Below are 16,443 nucleotides of genomic sequence, written 5' to 3'. Positions count from 1 at the left end.
GGCGACCGGTTGTTCGTCGGCGTGGTCGTCGTGAACGGTGCGGACCGGCTCGCGGCCTACATGCGTGCGGACGAGCTGCACACGACGTTCAATCTCGACTTCCTGAAGTGCCGCCTCGACGTCGACGACCTGCGCGCGACGATCGACAACACCCTTCGCGCCTTCGCTGCCGCGGGCCCGGCGACCTGGACATTGAGCAACCACGACGAGACCCGTCACCTCACCCGCTACGGTCGCGAGTTCACCGGCGTGCCGTTGCCCCCGCCGTACCCGTTCCCCACGAGCGACCGGGCCCTGGGCGAGCGGCGGGCGCGGGCGATGCTGCTCGTGATGGCCGCCCTGCCCGGCTCGATGTACGTCTACCAGGGCGAGGAACTCGGCCTCTGGGAGGTGGAGGACCTGCCGGACGAGGTCATCGCCGACCCCGTCTGGGAGAGCTCGCGGCACACCATCCGGGGGCGCGACGGGTGCCGTTTGCCGCTGCCGTGGGCGGGCGCCACCGCTCCGTTCGGGTTCTCGCCACCCGGCGTGACCCCCTGGCTTCCGCAGCCCCCGCGTGGTCTGCCTGCAGCGCAGAGCACCAGGCCGCCGAACAACGGTCGATGCTCGCGTTCTACCGGCGCGTGATCGCGGCGCGGCGCGACCACCTCGGCGCCGGCGAGCCCGGATTCGCCTGGCTGGACCACGGACCGGGCGTGCTGGCCTTCGCCCGTGGCGGGCTGACCTGCCTGCTCAACGTGTCTGCCGCCCCGGTCGCGCTGCCCGGCGAGGCAGTCGTCGCGAGCGCTGAGGACGGGCGGATGTTGGCCCCCGACACGGCGGCCTGGGTGCTCGGCTGACGCGGTCAGACCGTACGGCCGTCCCATCCGGCCGCGAGCGCCGACCGGGCACCGACCGTCCAGGCCTGCACGTGGTTCGCGGCCGGCACGCGGAACAGTGTGCCGTCCAGGGCGACCCCGTAGAGCTCGGGAAAGCCGCCGAGCTCGTCGATGGCCGCGAGCACACCGGTACGCACCTTCTCGGCGTCCTCGGCACGTCCCGCGACACGCAGCCCGCCCCACCCGAGCCAACTGTCGAACGGCCAGATTGTGCCGCGGTGGTAACCCTCGGGCGTGAAGACCGGCGAGTCGCTGGAGAGCGTGCGCAACCCGAAACCGGTGAGAATGTCCTGCTGCGCAAGGCGATCCGCCGCGGCAGCGCGGGCGTCGGGCTCGAGCGCGTCCGCCCAGAGCAACCAGCCCAGCTGCGAGCCGGCACCCGGCACCGGCCCGGCTGCGTCCACCAGGACGATGTCGGGCAGGAAGCTCGCGGTGACCAGCGCGCGCATCGCGTTGTGGCGCTCGCGCCACTCGTCCTCGCCGGTGAGTCGTGCGAGGGCGCGCAACGCGGCCACGGTGACGGCCTGGGTGTCGGCGTCGGCGAGCGGCGGCACCGGAGCCGTGCCGTCCGGGCGCAGGGTGCCACCGCCGTTGCCGTCGGCGATCGGGTCGATGGTGTCGCGCCAGCCCTGGTGGGTGAGGCCGCCGAGCTCTCCCCCGGCGTGCCGGACGAGCCCGCCACCGCGGTCGAGTTCGCGCTGCAGCCAGCCCGCCGCCGCCTGCAGGTTCGGCCGCAACTGCGCCGTCAGCGCCGGGTCGTCCAGCGCCGCGAGCAGCACGACGAACCAGGATGTCGCGTCGGCCGTTCCGTAGTAGCCGAACGGGCCGGGTGGCCACCCGGCGAACGACTCGGGCGGGGCGTCGCGGAACTCGTGGCCGATCTTGCCGGGCGCCTCGAGCGTGCCCGGATCGTCGACGCGGCCCTGCTTGTCCGCGAGCGCGCGCAGTGTCGCCCGGGCGACGTCCGGACGGACCGGCAGCAGCTGCAACGAGGTGATCAGCGAGTCGCGGCCGAACAGGGCATGGAAGCGGCCCGGGTCGCCCGCTGCGACCGGGCGCGATGACGCGTAGGGCCAGCCGTCGTCGGCAAGGACGTCGGTCAGCCCCGTTACCGCGGTCACTCCTGGCCGGGTGTGGTCTTCGCGATCTGCATCAGGAACTCGAAGTTCGTCCGGGTCTTCTTCAACCGGTCGAGCAGCAGGTCGATCGCCTGCTGGCTCTCGAGCGCGTGCAGCACCCTGCGCAGCTTGACCGTGACCGCGAACTCGTCCGGCGAGAGCAGGATCTCTTCCTTACGGGTCGAGGACTGGTCGACGTCCACGGCCGGGAACACCCGCTTGTCGGCGATCTTGCGATCGAGCTTGAGCTCGGCGTTGCCGGTGCCCTTGTACTCCTCGAAGAACACCGTGTCGCCGGCCGAACCGGTCTCGACCAGCGCGCTCGCGATGATCGTGAGCGATCCGCCGTTCTCGATGTTGCGTGCGGCGCCGAGGAAGCGCTTGGGCTGGTAGAGCGCGGTCGAGTCGACGCCACCGGAGAGGATCCGGCCGCTGGCCGGCGCCGCAAGGTTGTAGGCGCGGCCGAGCCGGGTGATCGAATCGAGCAGCACGACGACGTCGTGACCCATCTCGACCAGCCGCTTGGCCCGCTCGATCGAGAGCTCCGCGACCATGGTGTGGTCCTGCGGGCGGCGGTCGAAGGTGGAGGCGATGACCTCGCCCTTCACCGACCGCTGCATGTCGGTGACCTCTTCGGGCCGCTCGTCGACGAGCACCACCATCAGGTGGCATTCCGGGTTGTTGATCGCGATGGCGTTCGCGATCGCCTGCATGATCATCGTCTTGCCGGCCTTGGGCGGCGACACGATCAACGCACGCTGACCCTTGCCGATCGGCATGACGAGGTCGATCACGCGGGTGGTCAGGATGTGCGGCTCGGTCTCCAGCCGCAGCCGCTCCTGCGGGTACAGCGGAGTGAGCCTGGTGAACTCGACGCGGTTCTTCAGCTCGTCCGGGTTGCGGCCGTTCACGGTGTCCAGGCGCACGAGCGGGTTGTACTTCTCCCGCCGGTCACCGTCCTTGGGCGCCTTGATCGCGCCGGTGACGGCATCGCCGCGACGCAGGTTGTAGCGGCGGACGTAGGAATTCGCGACGTACACGTCGTCGGGACCGGCGTAGTAGCCGCCGGTGCGCACGAACCAGGTGTTCTTGTCCGCGACCTCGTCGAGGATGCCGGCGACCGGGATCAGGACGTCGTCGTCGGACACGGTCGGCTCGACCTCGGTCGTGCCGACGCCCTGCGGGTTGGGGCCCCGCTCGCGGTTGCGGCCACGGCGGTCGCGGTAGCGGCGGCCGCGCCGGCGGCCGCTCTCGTAGTCTTCGTCGCGATCGCCGCCGTTCTGGCCCCCGTTGTCGCCGCGGTCCTGCTGGTTGCGGTCCTGCTGGTTGCGGTCCTGCTGACGGTCCTGCTGACGGTCCTGCTGACGGTCCTGCTGACGGTCCTGCTGACGGTCCTGCTGACGGTCCTGCTGACGGTCCTGCTGACGGTCCTGCTGACGGTCCTGCTGGCCGTCGGCCTGGTTGTCGGGGCGCTTGCGGCGTTCCGGCCGCTCGGGCCGCTGCGCGGTGTTCCCGTCAGCCTGGGTGCGCGCGGACTCGTCGGTGGACGCGGTCCTGGCCTCGGTCCTGGCTTCGGCCTTCGCCGCGCCCTTGGCTGCCTGCGCAGGCTTGCCGTCGGCAGGCGCGGTGGACTGGGCGGTGGATGACGCGGTGGACGGCCCGGACTGGGCCTGCCGGATCGCCGCGATGAGATCGCTCTTCTTGAGCTTCGTGGTGGCAATACCCATGCCGCCGGCGAGTTGCTGCAGCTCGGACAACAGCATGGTGTTCAGCGAGCCGCGCCGAGCGCGGGTGGCGGGTGCAGCCGTGCCGTTGCCGGCGTCGCCGGTGTTCGTGCCGGGAAGCTGCTCCGAGATGTCGGTCACAGTGGTGTCGGATCCTTCCGAAGTGGCTCCGTCTCGCCGCTGGCGAGCGGGCCGGTGCTGGGGGCGAGTCCGCGTTGATGGGCCCGCCCATCCCGCCGGGTCCGGGCTGCTACAGGCCGGTACCGACGAGAGGTGGAAACTCGGCCTTGGCCCCTGCGCATCGCGGGATGCGAGCAACTCGCGCTGCGATGGACGTGGGCGGCGCGGACCGCTGTTGGGCCGGCGCCTGGACCGATGACCAGAGCCTAGACGCTCCGATCACCCCCAGCAACACCAGTCTCGGCGCGCGCTGTTCCGGGTCGATCACGGTCCGGACGGCCCGGTGGCCGTCCGGACCGGGACGATCCGGGCCCCGGACACGTCGACGGCGAGCGGGTCGCAGCGCCAGCCGGCAGGCGTCGCGGCTGTCACGATCTCGACCTCGACCTCATCTCGAGCCAGTACAAGAACGGTCGGTCCGGCGCCGGAGACCACGGCCGCGAGCCCACGGTCACGCAGGCCCGCGATCAGCTCGGTCGTGGCCGGCGCGTTCGCGGCGCGGTAGGGCTGGTGCAGGCGGTCCTCGGTCGCGGCGAGCAGGGTGTCGGCCCCTGCTCCGTCCAGCGCACCGGTCAACGCGGCGACCAGCAGCGCGCTCCGGGCGGCGGCGTGCGTGGCGTCGGCATGCGGCACGGTGCGGGGCAGGGCGCCGCGCGCGGTCGCCGTGGACGACTCGAACGGCGGCACCAGCACCACCGGGCGCAGCGCGTCGCTCACCTCTGCGCGGACCGCACGCGCCCGCCGATCCTGCGTCCACGCGATCGTCAGCCCGCCGTAGAAGCAGGCGGCGACGTTGTCGGGGTGCCCTTCCAGCCGCGCGGCCAGCGCGAAGGCGTCGGCGTCGGGAAGCCGGTGCTCGCCGCCGACGACCAGGCCGCGGGCGAGCACCACCCCTGCGACGATGGCGGCTGCCGACGACCCCAGTCCACGGCCGTGCGGGATCCGGTTCGCACACGACAGCTGCAGGCCGTACGGCTGGCCGCCGAGCTTGTCGAAGGTCGCCCGCATCGCCCGGACGACGAGGTGGCCCTCATCGCGCGCGAGCGCTTCGCCCTCGCCGGCGACATCGATGTCCAGCCCGCCGTCGGTGGCCCGGGCGACGACGTCGTCGTGCAGGCCGAGAGCCAGGCCGAGGCAGTCGAAGCCCGGCCCGAGGTTCGCGCTGGTGGCCGGCACCCGGACGTGGACGGGACCCGCGCGGAACGCAGCGCGCATGTCAGTCGAGGCCAAGCCGGACCGCGGCGGCGTGCGCGTCGATCGGCACGGTGATCGGTTTCGGGGCGCCGGTGATCGCCCACTCCGGATCCTTCAGGCCGTTGCCGGTGACCGTGCAGACCACGACCGAGCCGGCCGGCAACCGGCCGTCCGCGGCGGTCATCAACAGTCCCGCGACGCTCGCCGCCGAGGCGGGTTCGACGAAGACCGCTTCGCTGCGCGCCACCAGCCGGTAGGCCTCGAGGATCTGCTTGTCCGTCACTGCGTCGATGAGACCGTGCGAGTCGTCGCGGGCCTGCTCGGCAAAGGTCCACGACGCCGGGTTGCCGATGCGGATCGCGGTGGCGATGGTGATCGGGTGCAGCACCGGCGCACCCTTCACGATCGGTGCCGCCCCCGCCGCCTGGAAGCCGAACATCCGCGGCGTCGTGGCGACGACGCCGTCCCGGGCGTATTCCTGGTAGCCCTTCCAGTACGCGGTGATGTTGCCCGCGTTGCCGACCGGGATGCAGTGCACGTCAGGCGCCCGCTCGAGCACGTCGCAGATCTCGAACGCGGCGGTCTTCTGCCCCTCGATGCGGAACGGGTTGACTGAGTTGACCAGCGCCACCGGGTAGTCGATCGCGAGTTTGCGGGCCAGTTCGAGGCAGTCGTCGAAGTTGCCGTCGACCTGCAGCAGCTTGGCGCCGTGCACCAGCGCCTGCGCCATCTTGCCGAGCGCGATCTTGCCCTGCGGGACGAGGACGGCGCAGGTCATGCCCGCCCGCACTGCGTACGCGGCGGCGCTCGCCGAGGTGTTGCCGGTCGAGGCGCAGATGACCGCCTGCGCGCCTTCTTCTGCGGCCTTGGAGATCGCGACGGTCATGCCGCGGTCCTTGAACGATCCGGTGGGGTTCGCCCCCTCGACCTTCAGGTACACCTCGCAGCCGGTGCGCCGGGACAACTCACGCGCCGGGATCAACGGCGTGCCGCCCTCGCACAGCGTGATGTTGGGTGTGCGGGCATTGACCGGCAGTCGGTCGCGGTAGACCTCGATCAGCCCGGGCCACGGTTTCATTCGCTTGCCATCCCCTCGACGCGCATGACGCTCGCCGCCCGGCGGACGAAGGGCATTCCCGCCAACCGCCGGACGGTGGCCGCGAGATCGGCGTCCCGTGCGGCGTGCGTGACCACGACCAGCGTGGCGGCATCGCCGCGCCCTTCCTGCCGCACGGTCTGGATGCTCACGCCGAGTTCGGCGAACGCGCCGGCGACCGCGGCGAGCACGCCCGGTTCGTCGGCCACGTCGAGCGCGATGTGGTAGCGGGTGCGGGTCTCGCCCATCGGTTCGAGGGGCAGTTCGGCGTAGGCGCTCTCGCCGGCACCGCGGCTGCTGCTCACCCGGTTTCGGGCGACCGCCACGAGGTCGCCGAGCACGGCGCTCGCCGTAGGTGCGCCGCCGGCACCCCGTCCGTAGAACATCAGCGACCCTGCGGCCTCGGCCTCGACGAACACGGCGTTGAACGCGTCACCGACACCCGCGAGCGGGTGGCTGCGCGGCAGCATCGCCGGGTGGACGCGCACCGAGACGCTCTCGCGCGCGCCGTCGACCACGCGCCGTTCACAGATCGCGAGCAGCTTGATGGTGCAGCCCATCGCCTTCGCGCTCGCCATGTCGGCCGCGGTCACCTCACCGATGCCCTCGCGGTGGACGTCGGAGAGCGCCACGCGGGTGTGGAACGCGAGGCCGGCGAGGATCGCGGCCTTCGCCGCCGCGTCGAACCCGTCGACGTCGGCGCTCGGATCCGCCTCGGCGTAGCCGAGCGCGGTCGCTTCGGCGAGCGCCTCGTCGAAGCCGGCGCCGGTGGCGTCCATGCGCGAGAGGATGAAGTTCGTGGTGCCGTTGACGATGCCGATCACCCGGGTGATGCGGTCGCCCGCGAGCGATTCGCGCAGCGGGCGCAGCAGCGGGATGGCGCCCGCGACCGCCGCCTCGTAGTAGAGATCGACCCCCGCCCTGGCCGCGGCGTCGTGCAGCGTGGCGCCGTCGTCGGCGAGCAGCGCCTTGTTCGCGCTGACGACGCTCTTGCCGCTGTGCAACGCCGCCAGCAGCAGCGAGCGCACCGGCTCGATGCCGCCGATCACCTCGACGACGATGTCGACGTCGTCGCGGGTGACCAGTGCCTCGGCATCGGTGGTGAGCAGCTCGGGCGGGACGTCGGCGTGCCGGGCCGGGCGACGCACGGCCACGCCGGCGAGTTCCAGCGGCACACCGATGCGTTGCGCGAGTTCGCCGGCCTGCTCGGTGAGCAGTCGCACGACCTGCGATCCGACGACGCCGCAGCCGAGCAGCGCCACGCGCAGCGGCCCAGTTGTCATCGTGAGACCCCCATGTCGAGCAGCAGCAGATCGTCCTCGGTCTCGCGTCGCACGATCACCTGCGCGACGCCCTCGTGCACCGCCACGACCGGCGGCCGGGGCACGTGGTTGTAGTTGCTGGCCATGCTGCGGCAGTACGCGCCGGTGGCCGCCACCGCGATGAGATCGCCGGGGCGGACGTCGTTGGGCAGCCAGGTGTCGCGCACGACCACATCGCCGCTCTCGCAGTGCTTGCCGACGACGCGGGTGCGCGCCGGCGGCGCGAGCGACTCGCGGTTGGCGAGTACGCAGGTGTACTGCGCGTCGTAGAGCGCGGTACGGATGTTGTCGCTCATGCCGCCGTCGACCGAGACGTAGCGGCGGACGACGCCGCCGTCGAGCGTGACGTCCTTGACCGTGCCGACCTCGTAGACCGTGATCGTGCTCGGCCCGACGATCGCCCGGCCCGGCTCGACCGAGAGGCGCGGGGGCCGCAGCCCCACCGAGGCGCACTCGATCTCGACGATGCCGTTCAGGCGTTCGAGGGTCTGCTTGGGCGATTCGGGGTCGTCGCCCGCCACGTAGGCGATGCCGAGCCCGCCGCCGAGGTTGATCTCCTCGACCTGCACGCCGTGGATGTCGCGGATCGTCGCGGCCAGGCTCACGACGCGGTGGGCCGCGACCTCGAAGCCGGCCGTCTCGAAGATCTGCGAGCCGATGTGGGAGTGGAGTCCGGCGAACTCGAGGGAGTCCGAGGCGAGCACCGCCGCCACCGCTCGCGCGGCCGAGCCGTCCCGCAGCGAGAAGCCGAACTTCTGGTCCTCGTGGGCGGTGGCGATGAACTCGTGCGTGTGCGCCTCGACCCCGACGGTGACCCGGACCAGCACCCGCTGCCGCACCCCGGCCGTCGTGGCTACGGCGGTGAGGCGGTGGATCTCGTCGAAGGAGTCGACGATGATGTGGCCGACGCCGGCCTCGACGGCACGGGTCAGCTCCCCCACCGACTTGTTGTTGCCGTGCAGCGCGATGCGCGCGGGTGGGAACTCGGCTGCGAGCGCCACCGCGAGCTCACCGCCGGTGCAGACGTCGAGACCCAGGCCCTCGTCGGCGATCCAGCGCGCCACCGTCGTGCACAGGAACGCCTTGCCCGCGTAGTAGACGTCGATGCCGTCGAAGGCCGCGGTGTAGGCGCGGGCCCGCGCCCGCAGGTCGCCCTCGTCGAGGAACAGCGCCGGCGAGCCGAACTCGTCGACGAGCGAGGTCACCGGCGCACCGCCGATCTGCAGCCCACCGTTCACCCGCCGCGCCGACGCCGGCCAGATGGCCGGGTCGAGCGCGTTGACGTCGGCCGGCTGCGTGGTGTTGGCCGCCTCGGGCAGCACGTCCCCATGACGCGGCCCGGCCGGGTGCGCGTTGCGACTCACGACCTACCCTCGCTTCGCTCGGTCCGGCCGCCAGAGGACCCATGCCTGTGGTTCGCTCCGCAAGCGTCGCTCACGACCTACCCTCGCTTCGCTCGGTCCGGCCGCCAGAGGACCCAGGCCCATGGTTCGCTCCGCAAGCGTCGCTCACATTCTGTCCGGTGCGCTGACGCCGAGCAGCCGCAGGCCGTTGGCGAGCACGACGTGGGTGGCCTCGTTGAGCCAGACGCGGGCCCGGTTGCCGTCGTTCACCTCGGCGTCGCCCTTGGGCGTGACCCGGCACTCGTCGGTGTCGTACCAGCGGTGATAGGTGCTCGCGAGGTTCTCCAGGTAGTGCGCGATGCGGTGCGGGGCGCGCAGCTCGGCGGCGGTGGCGACGACGCGCGGGAACTCGCCCAGCGCGGTGAGGAGCGCGGCATCGGCGGCGTGGTCGAGCAGTTCGGGCTGCAGAGCGTCGGCGACGGTGATGCCGAAGCTCTCGGCGTTGCGGGCGACGTTACGGGTGCGGGCGTGCGCGTACTGGACGTAGTAGACCGGGTTGTCGTTCGTCTTGCGGGCCCAGGCGTCGAGGTCGATGTCGATGCTCTGGTCGGACGAGTAGCGCACCAGCGCGTACCGGGCGGCGTCGGCGCCGATTGCGTCGACGAGGTCGGCCAGCACGATGACGGTGCCGGCCCGCTTGCTCATCCGCAGCGGCTCTCCGTCGCGGACGAGATTGACCAGCTGCCCGATCAGGATCTCGAGGGTCTGGTCGGGGTCGTCGCCGAAGCAGGTGGCCATGGCCCGGAGCCGGCCGATGTAGCCGTGGTGATCGGCGCCGAGCATGATCACGGCGCGGTCGAAGCCGCGGTCGCGCTTGTCGAGGTAGTACGCGCAGTCGGCCGCGAAGTAGGTGAGCTCGCCGTTGCTGCGTGCGAGCACGCGGTCGCGGTCGTCGCCGTAGTCGGTCGTGCGCAACCACGTCGCACCCTCGGACTCGAAGACGTTGCCCTGGTCGCGCAGGCGCTTGATGGCGGCTTCGAGCTTGTGCTGGTCGTGCAGGTCGCGCTCATTGAAGTAGACGTCGAAGTGCACGCCGAAGCTCGCCAACGAGCCCTTGATCTCGGCGAACATGAGCTCGACGCCCTCGCGGCGGAAGACCTCGGTCTGGTCGTCCTCGAGGCGCTCGAGCAGGCCCGGGTTCGCGGTGACGATCGCGGCCGAGATCTCGTCGATGTAGGTGCCCGCGTAGCCGTCCTCGGGCACCGGCCGGCCGTGCGCGACCTCGCGCAGGGTGCGGGCGAACCGCTCGATCTGGCTGCCGGCGTCGTTGAAGTAGTACTCGCGGGTGACGTCGGCCCCGGCCGCCTGCAGGATGCGGGCCAGCGCGTCGCCGACGGCGGCCCACCGCACGGCCCCGATGTGCACGGGGCCGGTCGGGTTGGCCGAGACGAATTCCAGGTTCAGTTTCTGTCCGACGAGGACGCCGGCGATGCCGAAACTCGCGCCGGCCTCGACGATCTCGCCGGCAACCCCGCCGAGGGTGCCGGTCGCGAGGGTGATGTTCAGGAAGCCGGGCCCGGCGACGTCGACCCGGTCGATGCCGTCGAGCGCGCGCAGCCGGGCGGCTACGAGCTCGGCGACCTCGCGGGCCGGGCGCCCGGCCGGCTTGGCCAGCCGGAGCGCGACATTCGTGGCGTAATCGCCGTGCTCAGGGTTCTTCGGCCGCTCGACGACGACGTCGGCCGGGGCGTCGCCGGCGAAGTCGCCCGCAGCCACGGCGGTGGCGACGCAGTCGCGGATTACCGTGGCGAGATCGGCTGGAGTCACCTTGCAATCGTAGTGGCCGGGATCGGCCTGCTTTCCGGGGCCGACGTCCGGGTCGGAGGTCCCCTCGATCCGCGGCTCCGCAGCGACGAACGTCCTGTGAATGGTCCCGTCGTCGCGCACCCAGCGGCGTCCCACCTGCTGACGACCTAGACTCGGTGCCCGGACGCTCGTCCCGCATCCATGCCCCCGATCCCACGAAGGCAGACCCATGGCCCAGCGCAAGGCTCCCCCGTCGGGTAAGACGTCGTCCGGTCGGACGTCGTCGGGCGGCGGGGCGGCTCGTCCGGGTACGCCGAAGGTCAGCCCGGCGAAGGCCGGGGCCGGTACACGCCCCCCGAACCGCAAGCCCGGCAAGTCGATCGTCAACCAGAAGCAGACCCCCTGGGGTCTCATCTGGACCACCGTCGCCGTCGTCGTGTTCGCCGCCGTCGTCGTGGTGGCCGTGGTGGTCACGCACAAGTCGGGTTCGGGCAGCACCTCGAGCACGGCCGGTGGCCAGACGGTGAACGCGGCCGACCCGTACCGCCAGCCCGAGCTCGCCGCCGCGAAGCAGATCTCCGGGCTCACCTACCGCGTCGAGGGCCAGCACAACCACGTGACCGGGTCGATCACGTACGACTCGAGCCCCCCGGTCGGCGGTAACCACAACGGCTTCTGGGCCGACTGCACCGGCACGGTCTACCCCAAGGCGATCGCCAACGAGAACGCGGTGCACATGCTCGAGCACGGCGCCGTGTGGATCACCTACAACCCGACGACGCTGTCGGCCGCCGAGCTCACCAAGCTCAAGACCTACGTCTCCGGCGTGAACATGCTCGCGCTGTCGCCGTACCCGAACCTGAAGACCCCGATCTCGCTGCAGTCGTGGGGCTACCAGCTGTTCGTCGACAGCGCCGGTGACCCGCGCATCGCGCAGTTCATCGCCACGCTGAAGCTGAACAAGAAGACGACACCCGAGTACGGCGCCAGCTGCTCCAACCCCGGCTTCAAGCAGAACCCGAGCACCTTCGGACACCCGTCCAACGGCTGAGAGGCCCCACGATGTCCACCACGCTCGAGCACGACACCGTCGAACCCGTGGCCCCCGGCCGCGGGCTTCGCGTCTCGTTGATCGCGATCATCGCCCTGGCCGTCCTCGTGCTCGCCGGCACGGCCGGGTGGCTGGTGCGCGGCGGCGGGTCGTCCGGGCTGCCGTCGATGTCGACGTCGTCGGTGGACGCCGGTTTCGCCCGCGACATGTCGACGCACCACACCCAGGCCGTCACCATGGCCGGGTACGAGCGTGACAACACGGCGGATTCGAAGCTCAAGATCCTGGCCTACGACATCGAGACGTCGCAGCAGTTCCAGGTCGGCGAGATGCAGGGCTGGCTCGACGCCTGGAACCTGCCGCGCAACTCGACGAACCCGATGGCGTGGATGGGCGACAGTCACATGTCGATGGGCGCCAACGCCCTCATGCCGGGCATGGCGACGCCGGACCAGATGAACAAGCTCGAATCGCTGCACGGCAAGGCGCTGGACGTCCTGTTCCTGCAGCTGATGATCCACCACCACCAAGGTGGGCTGCCGATGGCGAAGTACGCCCTCGCCCACGCGAAGACGCAGTACGTGCGCGACCTGGCCCAGGCGATGATCAACGCGCAGAGCTCGGAGATCATCGCGATGGAGCAGATGCTGCGCGCGCTCGGCGGCCAGCCGCTGCCGGCCCCGTGAGACCCGCCCTCCCCGCCGCGCTCGTCGCGGCGCTGATCCTGTCTGCCTGCACGTCGACGACGTCCGGTTCGGGTACGGCTGCGCCGCCGTCGTCCACCACGTCCGCTTCGGCGGGCCCGGGCGAGCTGCCGGCCGCGGCTGCCATCCGGGGCGTCACGTACCACCCGGAGCCCGATCGCACCCACGCCACCGGCGTCGTCCGCTACGACACGACCCCACCCGTGGGTGGACGGCACAACGCCTACTGGGCCGACTGCACCGGCACGTCTACCCGCAGCCGATCGCGAACGAGAACGCGGTGCACATGCTCGAGCACGGCGCCGTCTGGGTCACCTACCGCGAGGGGCTCGATCCCGCGAAGGTTGCCACCCTGACCTCGCTGATCTCCGGGCTCGACCACACCGCACTCAGCCCGTACCCCGACCTTCGCTCCGCCGTCTCCCTCCAGGCGTGGGGCTACCAGCTGTTCGTGGACGACCCGACCGACCCGCGCATCGCCCAGTTCATCCAGCTGCTGCGGGGCAACCCGGACACCACCCCGGAGCCCGGCGCCACCTGCTCGAATCCGTCGTTCAAGTCGCACCCCAGCACGTTCGGCCATCCGCTGGACGGGCCGTGACCGCTCGCGTTCGCCGCCGGCGCTCCTGAGAACCGGCCCACTCGCCGCCGGTGACGTCGGTCCGAGGCCCGGGTATCCGACCCGACATGGGACACATCCTCGACGGCATCCTGCGCCTGCCGGCGGCGCTCGCTCTCACGCTGGTGTTCCTGCTGCCGGCGTTGGAGGCCTCGGCCTTCGTCGGCGTGATCATCCCCGGCGAGATCGGCGTCATCCTGGGCGGCGTCCTCGCCAACCAGCACAAGCTCCCGCTGCTCGCCGTGGGGCTCGCCGGGGTCGCCGGGGCGGTCATCGGCGATTCGATCGGCTACTGGGTCGGGCTGCGCTACGGCGCAGCACTGCTGTCGAAGATCCCCAACCGGGTGCTGAAGCCGGAACACATCACCGCCGCGGAGGACAGTATCCGCCGGTTCGGTGGCAAGAGCGTCTTCATCGGACGCTTCACCGCCGCACTGCGCGCGCTGATCCCGGGCCTCGCCGGCATGAGCCGGCTTCCCTACCCGCGCTTCCTGGCCTGGAACGCGCTCGGCGGCCTGCTGTGGGCCGTCGGCTTCACCGTGCTCGGCTATCTCGCCGGCAGTCAGTACGCCCGCATCGAGCACTACGCGAACTACCTCGGTCTCGCCCTCCTCGTGCTGATCGCCGTCGCGCTGATCGTCCGCCATCGTCGCCGCAGCAGGAAGAAGGGCGCTTCTCCACCGGTGCCCAGGTGACGTCGGCGCCGGCGTGGGCGCGGTGCGAAGCGCTGTTCTCCCGCTGCTAGGCTGATCGGGTTTGGCCCCCGTAGCTCAGGGGATAGAGCACCGCCCTCCGGAGGCGGTGGCGCAGGTTCGAATCCTGCCGGGGGCACCATTCACTGGGGTCGTTGCCGGGCCAACGCAAGGTAGGGCGCCGCGGATCCCTGTCGCGTGAGGCCCGCTGGCCCTACGGTGACCGCATGGGGCGCGACCCAGAGTTCGTGAAGAAGAATCGTGCGAGCCTTTCGCATCGCATTGCCTTCGCGCGAAGGCATCCGGACAAGGTGCTGCCGTACCTCCGGCGGCTGGGCCGGGACTCCTGGCTGCGCATCGCCAGCCGCGGCGATCACCTTGCCTACTACCGCTCGGTCATGAAATCGGACGCGGCCCGAAACCCCGAAGCGGCGGTCGGCAGCGGCACCCACACGAGTTGGCTCGCGATGGGCAAGATGCAGTTCGACTACCTCCGCGAGCACGGCCTGCGTCCTGAACACACGATGTTGGAGATCGGCTGCGGGAACCTGCGCGCCGGCCGCCTCTTCGTCGACTACCTCGATACCGGCAATTACACCGGGATAGACATCTCGCCGGACATTCTGCGATCGGCCCGGGCGACGGTCCAGGAATACGGACTGGCCGACAAGTTGCCCCGACTCGAAGTCGTGACGGACAACAGATTCGCTGCCTTCGACGACGGCGCGTTCGACATCGTGCACGCGCACAGCGTGTATTCGCACTGTCCGTTGCCGGTCATCGAGGAGTGCTTCGCCCACATCGGTCGCGTCCTGAAGCCGACCGGGCATTTCGACTTCACCTTCGACCGGACCGAGGGCCCGGAGCATCACGTCCTGAACGAGGACTTCTACTACCGCACCCAGACGCTGCTGGACCTGGCCGCCCGATACGGACTCGATGGGCAGTTCATGGACGACTGGGAGACCCGGCCGCACAACCAGTCGAAGATCCGCATACGTCACCGGCGCCCGTCCGGCCAGTGACGTGGGCGGCGCGAGCGGACCGCATCGTCGGCGCAGAGAGCACACGTCCAGGTCGGGGCGCGCTCTGGACCGTCAACCGCGATCGATGGCGATCGGCGTCGGCGGGGTCGCGTCGCCCTTCATGGGAATGCGCACCTCGAGGATGCCGTCCTTGTAGGACGCCTTGATGTCGTCCTCGGTCGTCCCCTCGGGCAGGCGCACGCTGCGCCGGAAGCTGCCGTAGTGGAACTCGGATCGATAACCCCCGGGGAGCTCCTCGCGAGATCGTTCCTCCCGGTGCGCCTGCAGGTCCAGGACGCCGTCGCGCAGGGTCAGCTCGACGTCCTTCTCCGGGTCGACGCCGGGAAGTTCGGCCCGGATGACGAGGGTGCCGTCCTCGACGAACTCCTCCAGGTGGAGCAGGTTGGTCTCGCCGTCGCGGCCGAAGCGCTCGAGCATCGAGGTGCCGAGCACGTCTCGCATGAGGTGCCGGAAGATCCGTTCGACCCGGTCGTCGGGCCAGGCCGCTTCCGGCTGCCACGCCGGCGTCTGCGGCTCCCGCCGCACGATGCTCATCAGCCGGTCCTTGGTGTGGCGGCTCGTGTCCTTCGTGGACGTCATGTCGATCAACTCCCTCTCTCGATGGTGGGGTTCGTGGGCTCAGCGAAGGCGCTGCCGGACGAGCCGCTCGAGCAGCTCGGGCAGGGCGCCGGGCGGGGCACCGGCGAGGTCGGCGCGGCTCCGGTTGATGACCTGCGTGACGGTCTCCAGGTCGGGGCCGGCGCCGAGGGTCGTGAGCAGCCGTTCGACCAACAGCACGTCGGTCGGCTCGCGCAAGCCGAGGTACCGGTTGCCCAGCAGGTCGGGGTGGGCGTGCGTGCTAGTCATGCCAACCGTCCCCATCCGCCTCGTGGACGACGACCACGGGGCAACTCGCCCGCTGCGCGACCCGCTGGCTGACCGACCCGAGCAGCTGGTTGCGGAAGGACCCGGTGCCGGTGCTGCCGACCACGAGGAGGTCCACCTCGTCGGCGACGTCGAGCAGGACGTCGGTCGGGTGACCCTGATCGATCATGCGCGTGCAGCGCAGGGCCGGCAGCCGGCCGACGGCGCGGTCGAGCAGCTCCGCGGCGTCCCGTTCGGCATCGTCCTCGCTCGCCCCGTACGGGAAGACGGAGTACTCCGGAACCCAGTGCCATGCCATGACGGCGATGAGGGCAGCGCTGCTGCGACGGGCCCGCCGGGCCGCCCAGCGCAACGCCGCCAGCGAGGCGGGCGAACCGTCGACCCCGACCGCGATGCGCTGGACGCTCCCGTCGCTCCGTTCGGGCACCATCGCCACCGGGCACGTCGCCAGGGCGACGACCCTCGCCGCGAGGTCGTGCGGCGTCCAGGGAATCCGGTGCCGGTGGACGCCCATGACCAGCAGGTCGGACTCGACCGACGCCTTGATCATCGCGTCGAACGGACGGTCCGGCAGCACGACCCGACGCGTGTGGGCCGCCCGCTCGCTCGGCAGGGCCGACTCGACGCAGGCGTCGAGACGCTGGGCCGCGTCGTCGGCCGGGGTGCCCGAGTGCCGGTCCCCCTCGTAGGCGGACAGGGCGATCAACGGAGCGTGCGCCAGGCTGGCCTCGCGATCGGCCCAGCGCAGGATCTCCTTCGAGTGGAGTGAGCCGTCGACGGCGGCGACGAACGGGTGCATACGTCCT

Annotated in this window: 17 protein-coding genes and 1 tRNA gene; 8 read left to right on the top strand and 10 right to left on the bottom strand. The window is 71.1% G+C overall.

The genetic code is table 11. The features are described from left to right. Nucleotides 1-627 (top strand): alpha-amylase family glycosyl hydrolase (locus tag VGN18_RS04405; RefSeq protein WP_327538427.1); only part of this gene is annotated, 627 nt, incomplete at its 5' end. After that, the gene (locus VGN18_RS04400) at nt 603-839 is read left to right on the top strand and encodes a hypothetical protein (RefSeq protein WP_327538426.1); all 237 of its coding nucleotides are present in this window, start codon (nt 603-605) and stop codon (nt 837-839) included. The genes VGN18_RS04405 and VGN18_RS04400, both read left to right, overlap by 25 nt. 5 nt (nt 840-844) lie before the next feature. On the opposite strand, the gene VGN18_RS04395 is transcribed toward VGN18_RS04400, so the two are convergent. The 7 genes from VGN18_RS04395 to argS all read right to left on the bottom strand — a co-directional run bounded on the left by VGN18_RS04395 (nt 845) and on the right by argS (nt 10,682). After that, nucleotides 845-1,999, bottom strand: a complete 1,155-nt coding sequence (locus VGN18_RS04395) for an amylo-alpha-1,6-glucosidase (protein WP_327538425.1) — start codon at nt 1,997-1,999, stop codon at nt 845-847. Continuing rightward, nucleotides 1,996-3,861 (bottom strand): transcription termination factor Rho, encoded by a 1,866-nt coding sequence (rho, locus tag VGN18_RS04390; RefSeq protein ID WP_327538424.1) that lies wholly within the window; start codon nt 3,859-3,861, stop codon nt 1,996-1,998. Before rho ends, VGN18_RS04395 begins: the two co-directional genes overlap by 4 nt. A 303-nt stretch (nt 3,862-4,164) precedes the next feature. Beyond that, nucleotides 4,165-5,115, bottom strand: coding sequence for a homoserine kinase (gene thrB, locus VGN18_RS04385; RefSeq protein WP_327538423.1), 951 nt, complete (start codon nt 5,113-5,115; stop codon nt 4,165-4,167). A gap of 1 nt (nt 5,116) precedes the next feature. Next, nucleotides 5,117-6,172 (bottom strand): threonine synthase, encoded by a 1,056-nt coding sequence (gene thrC / locus VGN18_RS04380; RefSeq protein WP_327538422.1) that lies wholly within the window; start codon nt 6,170-6,172, stop codon nt 5,117-5,119. Beyond that, nucleotides 6,169-7,473 (bottom strand): homoserine dehydrogenase, encoded by a 1,305-nt coding sequence (locus VGN18_RS04375; RefSeq protein ID WP_327538421.1) that lies wholly within the window; start codon nt 7,471-7,473, stop codon nt 6,169-6,171. The genes thrC and VGN18_RS04375 overlap by 4 nt, the downstream gene beginning before the upstream one ends. Further along, entirely contained in the window at nt 7,470-8,876 is a 1,407-nt protein-coding gene (gene lysA, locus VGN18_RS04370) for a diaminopimelate decarboxylase (protein ID WP_327538420.1), read from the bottom strand. The genes VGN18_RS04375 and lysA overlap by 4 nt, the downstream gene beginning before the upstream one ends. Before the next feature lie 144 nt (nt 8,877-9,020). Continuing rightward, on the bottom strand, nt 9,021-10,682 hold the full coding sequence (gene argS / locus VGN18_RS04365) for an arginine--tRNA ligase (protein WP_327538419.1): 1,662 nt from the start codon (nt 10,680-10,682) through the stop codon (nt 9,021-9,023). Between the two features lie 208 nt (nt 10,683-10,890). Between argS and VGN18_RS04360 the strand changes: the two genes are divergently transcribed. The 6 genes from VGN18_RS04360 (at nt 10,891) to VGN18_RS04335 (ending at nt 14,752) form a co-directional block, all read left to right on the top strand. Next, complete coding sequence (locus tag VGN18_RS04360; RefSeq protein ID WP_327538418.1) at nt 10,891-11,712, top strand: DUF3105 domain-containing protein; 822 nt, start codon at nt 10,891-10,893, stop codon at nt 11,710-11,712. An 11-nt stretch (nt 11,713-11,723) separates the two neighbouring features. Beyond that, nucleotides 11,724-12,398, top strand: coding sequence for a DUF305 domain-containing protein (locus VGN18_RS04355; protein ID WP_327538417.1), 675 nt, complete (start codon nt 11,724-11,726; stop codon nt 12,396-12,398). Nucleotides 12,399-12,444: 46 nt separating this feature from the next. Continuing rightward, nucleotides 12,445-13,017 carry a DUF3105 domain-containing protein gene (locus tag VGN18_RS21170; RefSeq protein ID WP_327538428.1) on the top strand — a complete coding sequence of 191 codons (573 nt, stop codon included), beginning with the start codon at nt 12,445-12,447 and terminating at the stop codon, nt 13,015-13,017. 86 nt (nt 13,018-13,103) lie between these two features. Next, nucleotides 13,104-13,730, top strand: a complete 627-nt coding sequence (locus VGN18_RS04345) for a DedA family protein (protein ID WP_327538416.1) — start codon at nt 13,104-13,106, stop codon at nt 13,728-13,730. A gap of 64 nt (nt 13,731-13,794) precedes the next feature. Beyond that, nucleotides 13,795-13,869 (top strand) — tRNA-Arg (locus tag VGN18_RS04340). 85 nt (nt 13,870-13,954) lie between these two features. Further along, a complete protein-coding gene (locus tag VGN18_RS04335) occupies nt 13,955-14,752 on the top strand; it encodes a class I SAM-dependent methyltransferase (protein ID WP_327538415.1) in 798 nt (265 codons plus the stop codon). Nucleotides 14,753-14,824: 72 nt separating this feature from the next. Here the strand turns inward: VGN18_RS04335 and VGN18_RS04330 are convergent, their stop codons facing one another. The 3 genes from VGN18_RS04330 to VGN18_RS04320 are packed head-to-tail and all read right to left on the bottom strand — an operon-like array spanning nt 14,825 to nt 16,436. Next, on the bottom strand, nt 14,825-15,352 hold the full coding sequence (locus VGN18_RS04330) for an Hsp20/alpha crystallin family protein (protein ID WP_327538414.1): 528 nt from the start codon (nt 15,350-15,352) through the stop codon (nt 14,825-14,827). 39 nt (nt 15,353-15,391) lie between these two features. Beyond that, complete coding sequence (locus tag VGN18_RS04325; RefSeq protein WP_327538413.1) at nt 15,392-15,619, bottom strand: hypothetical protein; 228 nt, start codon at nt 15,617-15,619, stop codon at nt 15,392-15,394. Next, complete coding sequence (locus tag VGN18_RS04320; RefSeq protein WP_327538412.1) at nt 15,612-16,436, bottom strand: universal stress protein; 825 nt, start codon at nt 16,434-16,436, stop codon at nt 15,612-15,614. The genes VGN18_RS04325 and VGN18_RS04320 overlap by 8 nt, the downstream gene beginning before the upstream one ends. Between the last annotated feature and the right edge of the window lie 7 nt (nt 16,437-16,443).

The organism is Jatrophihabitans sp. (genome assembly GCF_036000465.1).
GTDB lineage: Bacteria > Actinomycetota > Actinomycetes > Mycobacteriales > Jatrophihabitantaceae > Jatrophihabitans.
The sequence above is the reverse complement of the archived record's forward strand: the minus strand, read 5'-3'. Positions and strand labels throughout refer to the sequence as shown.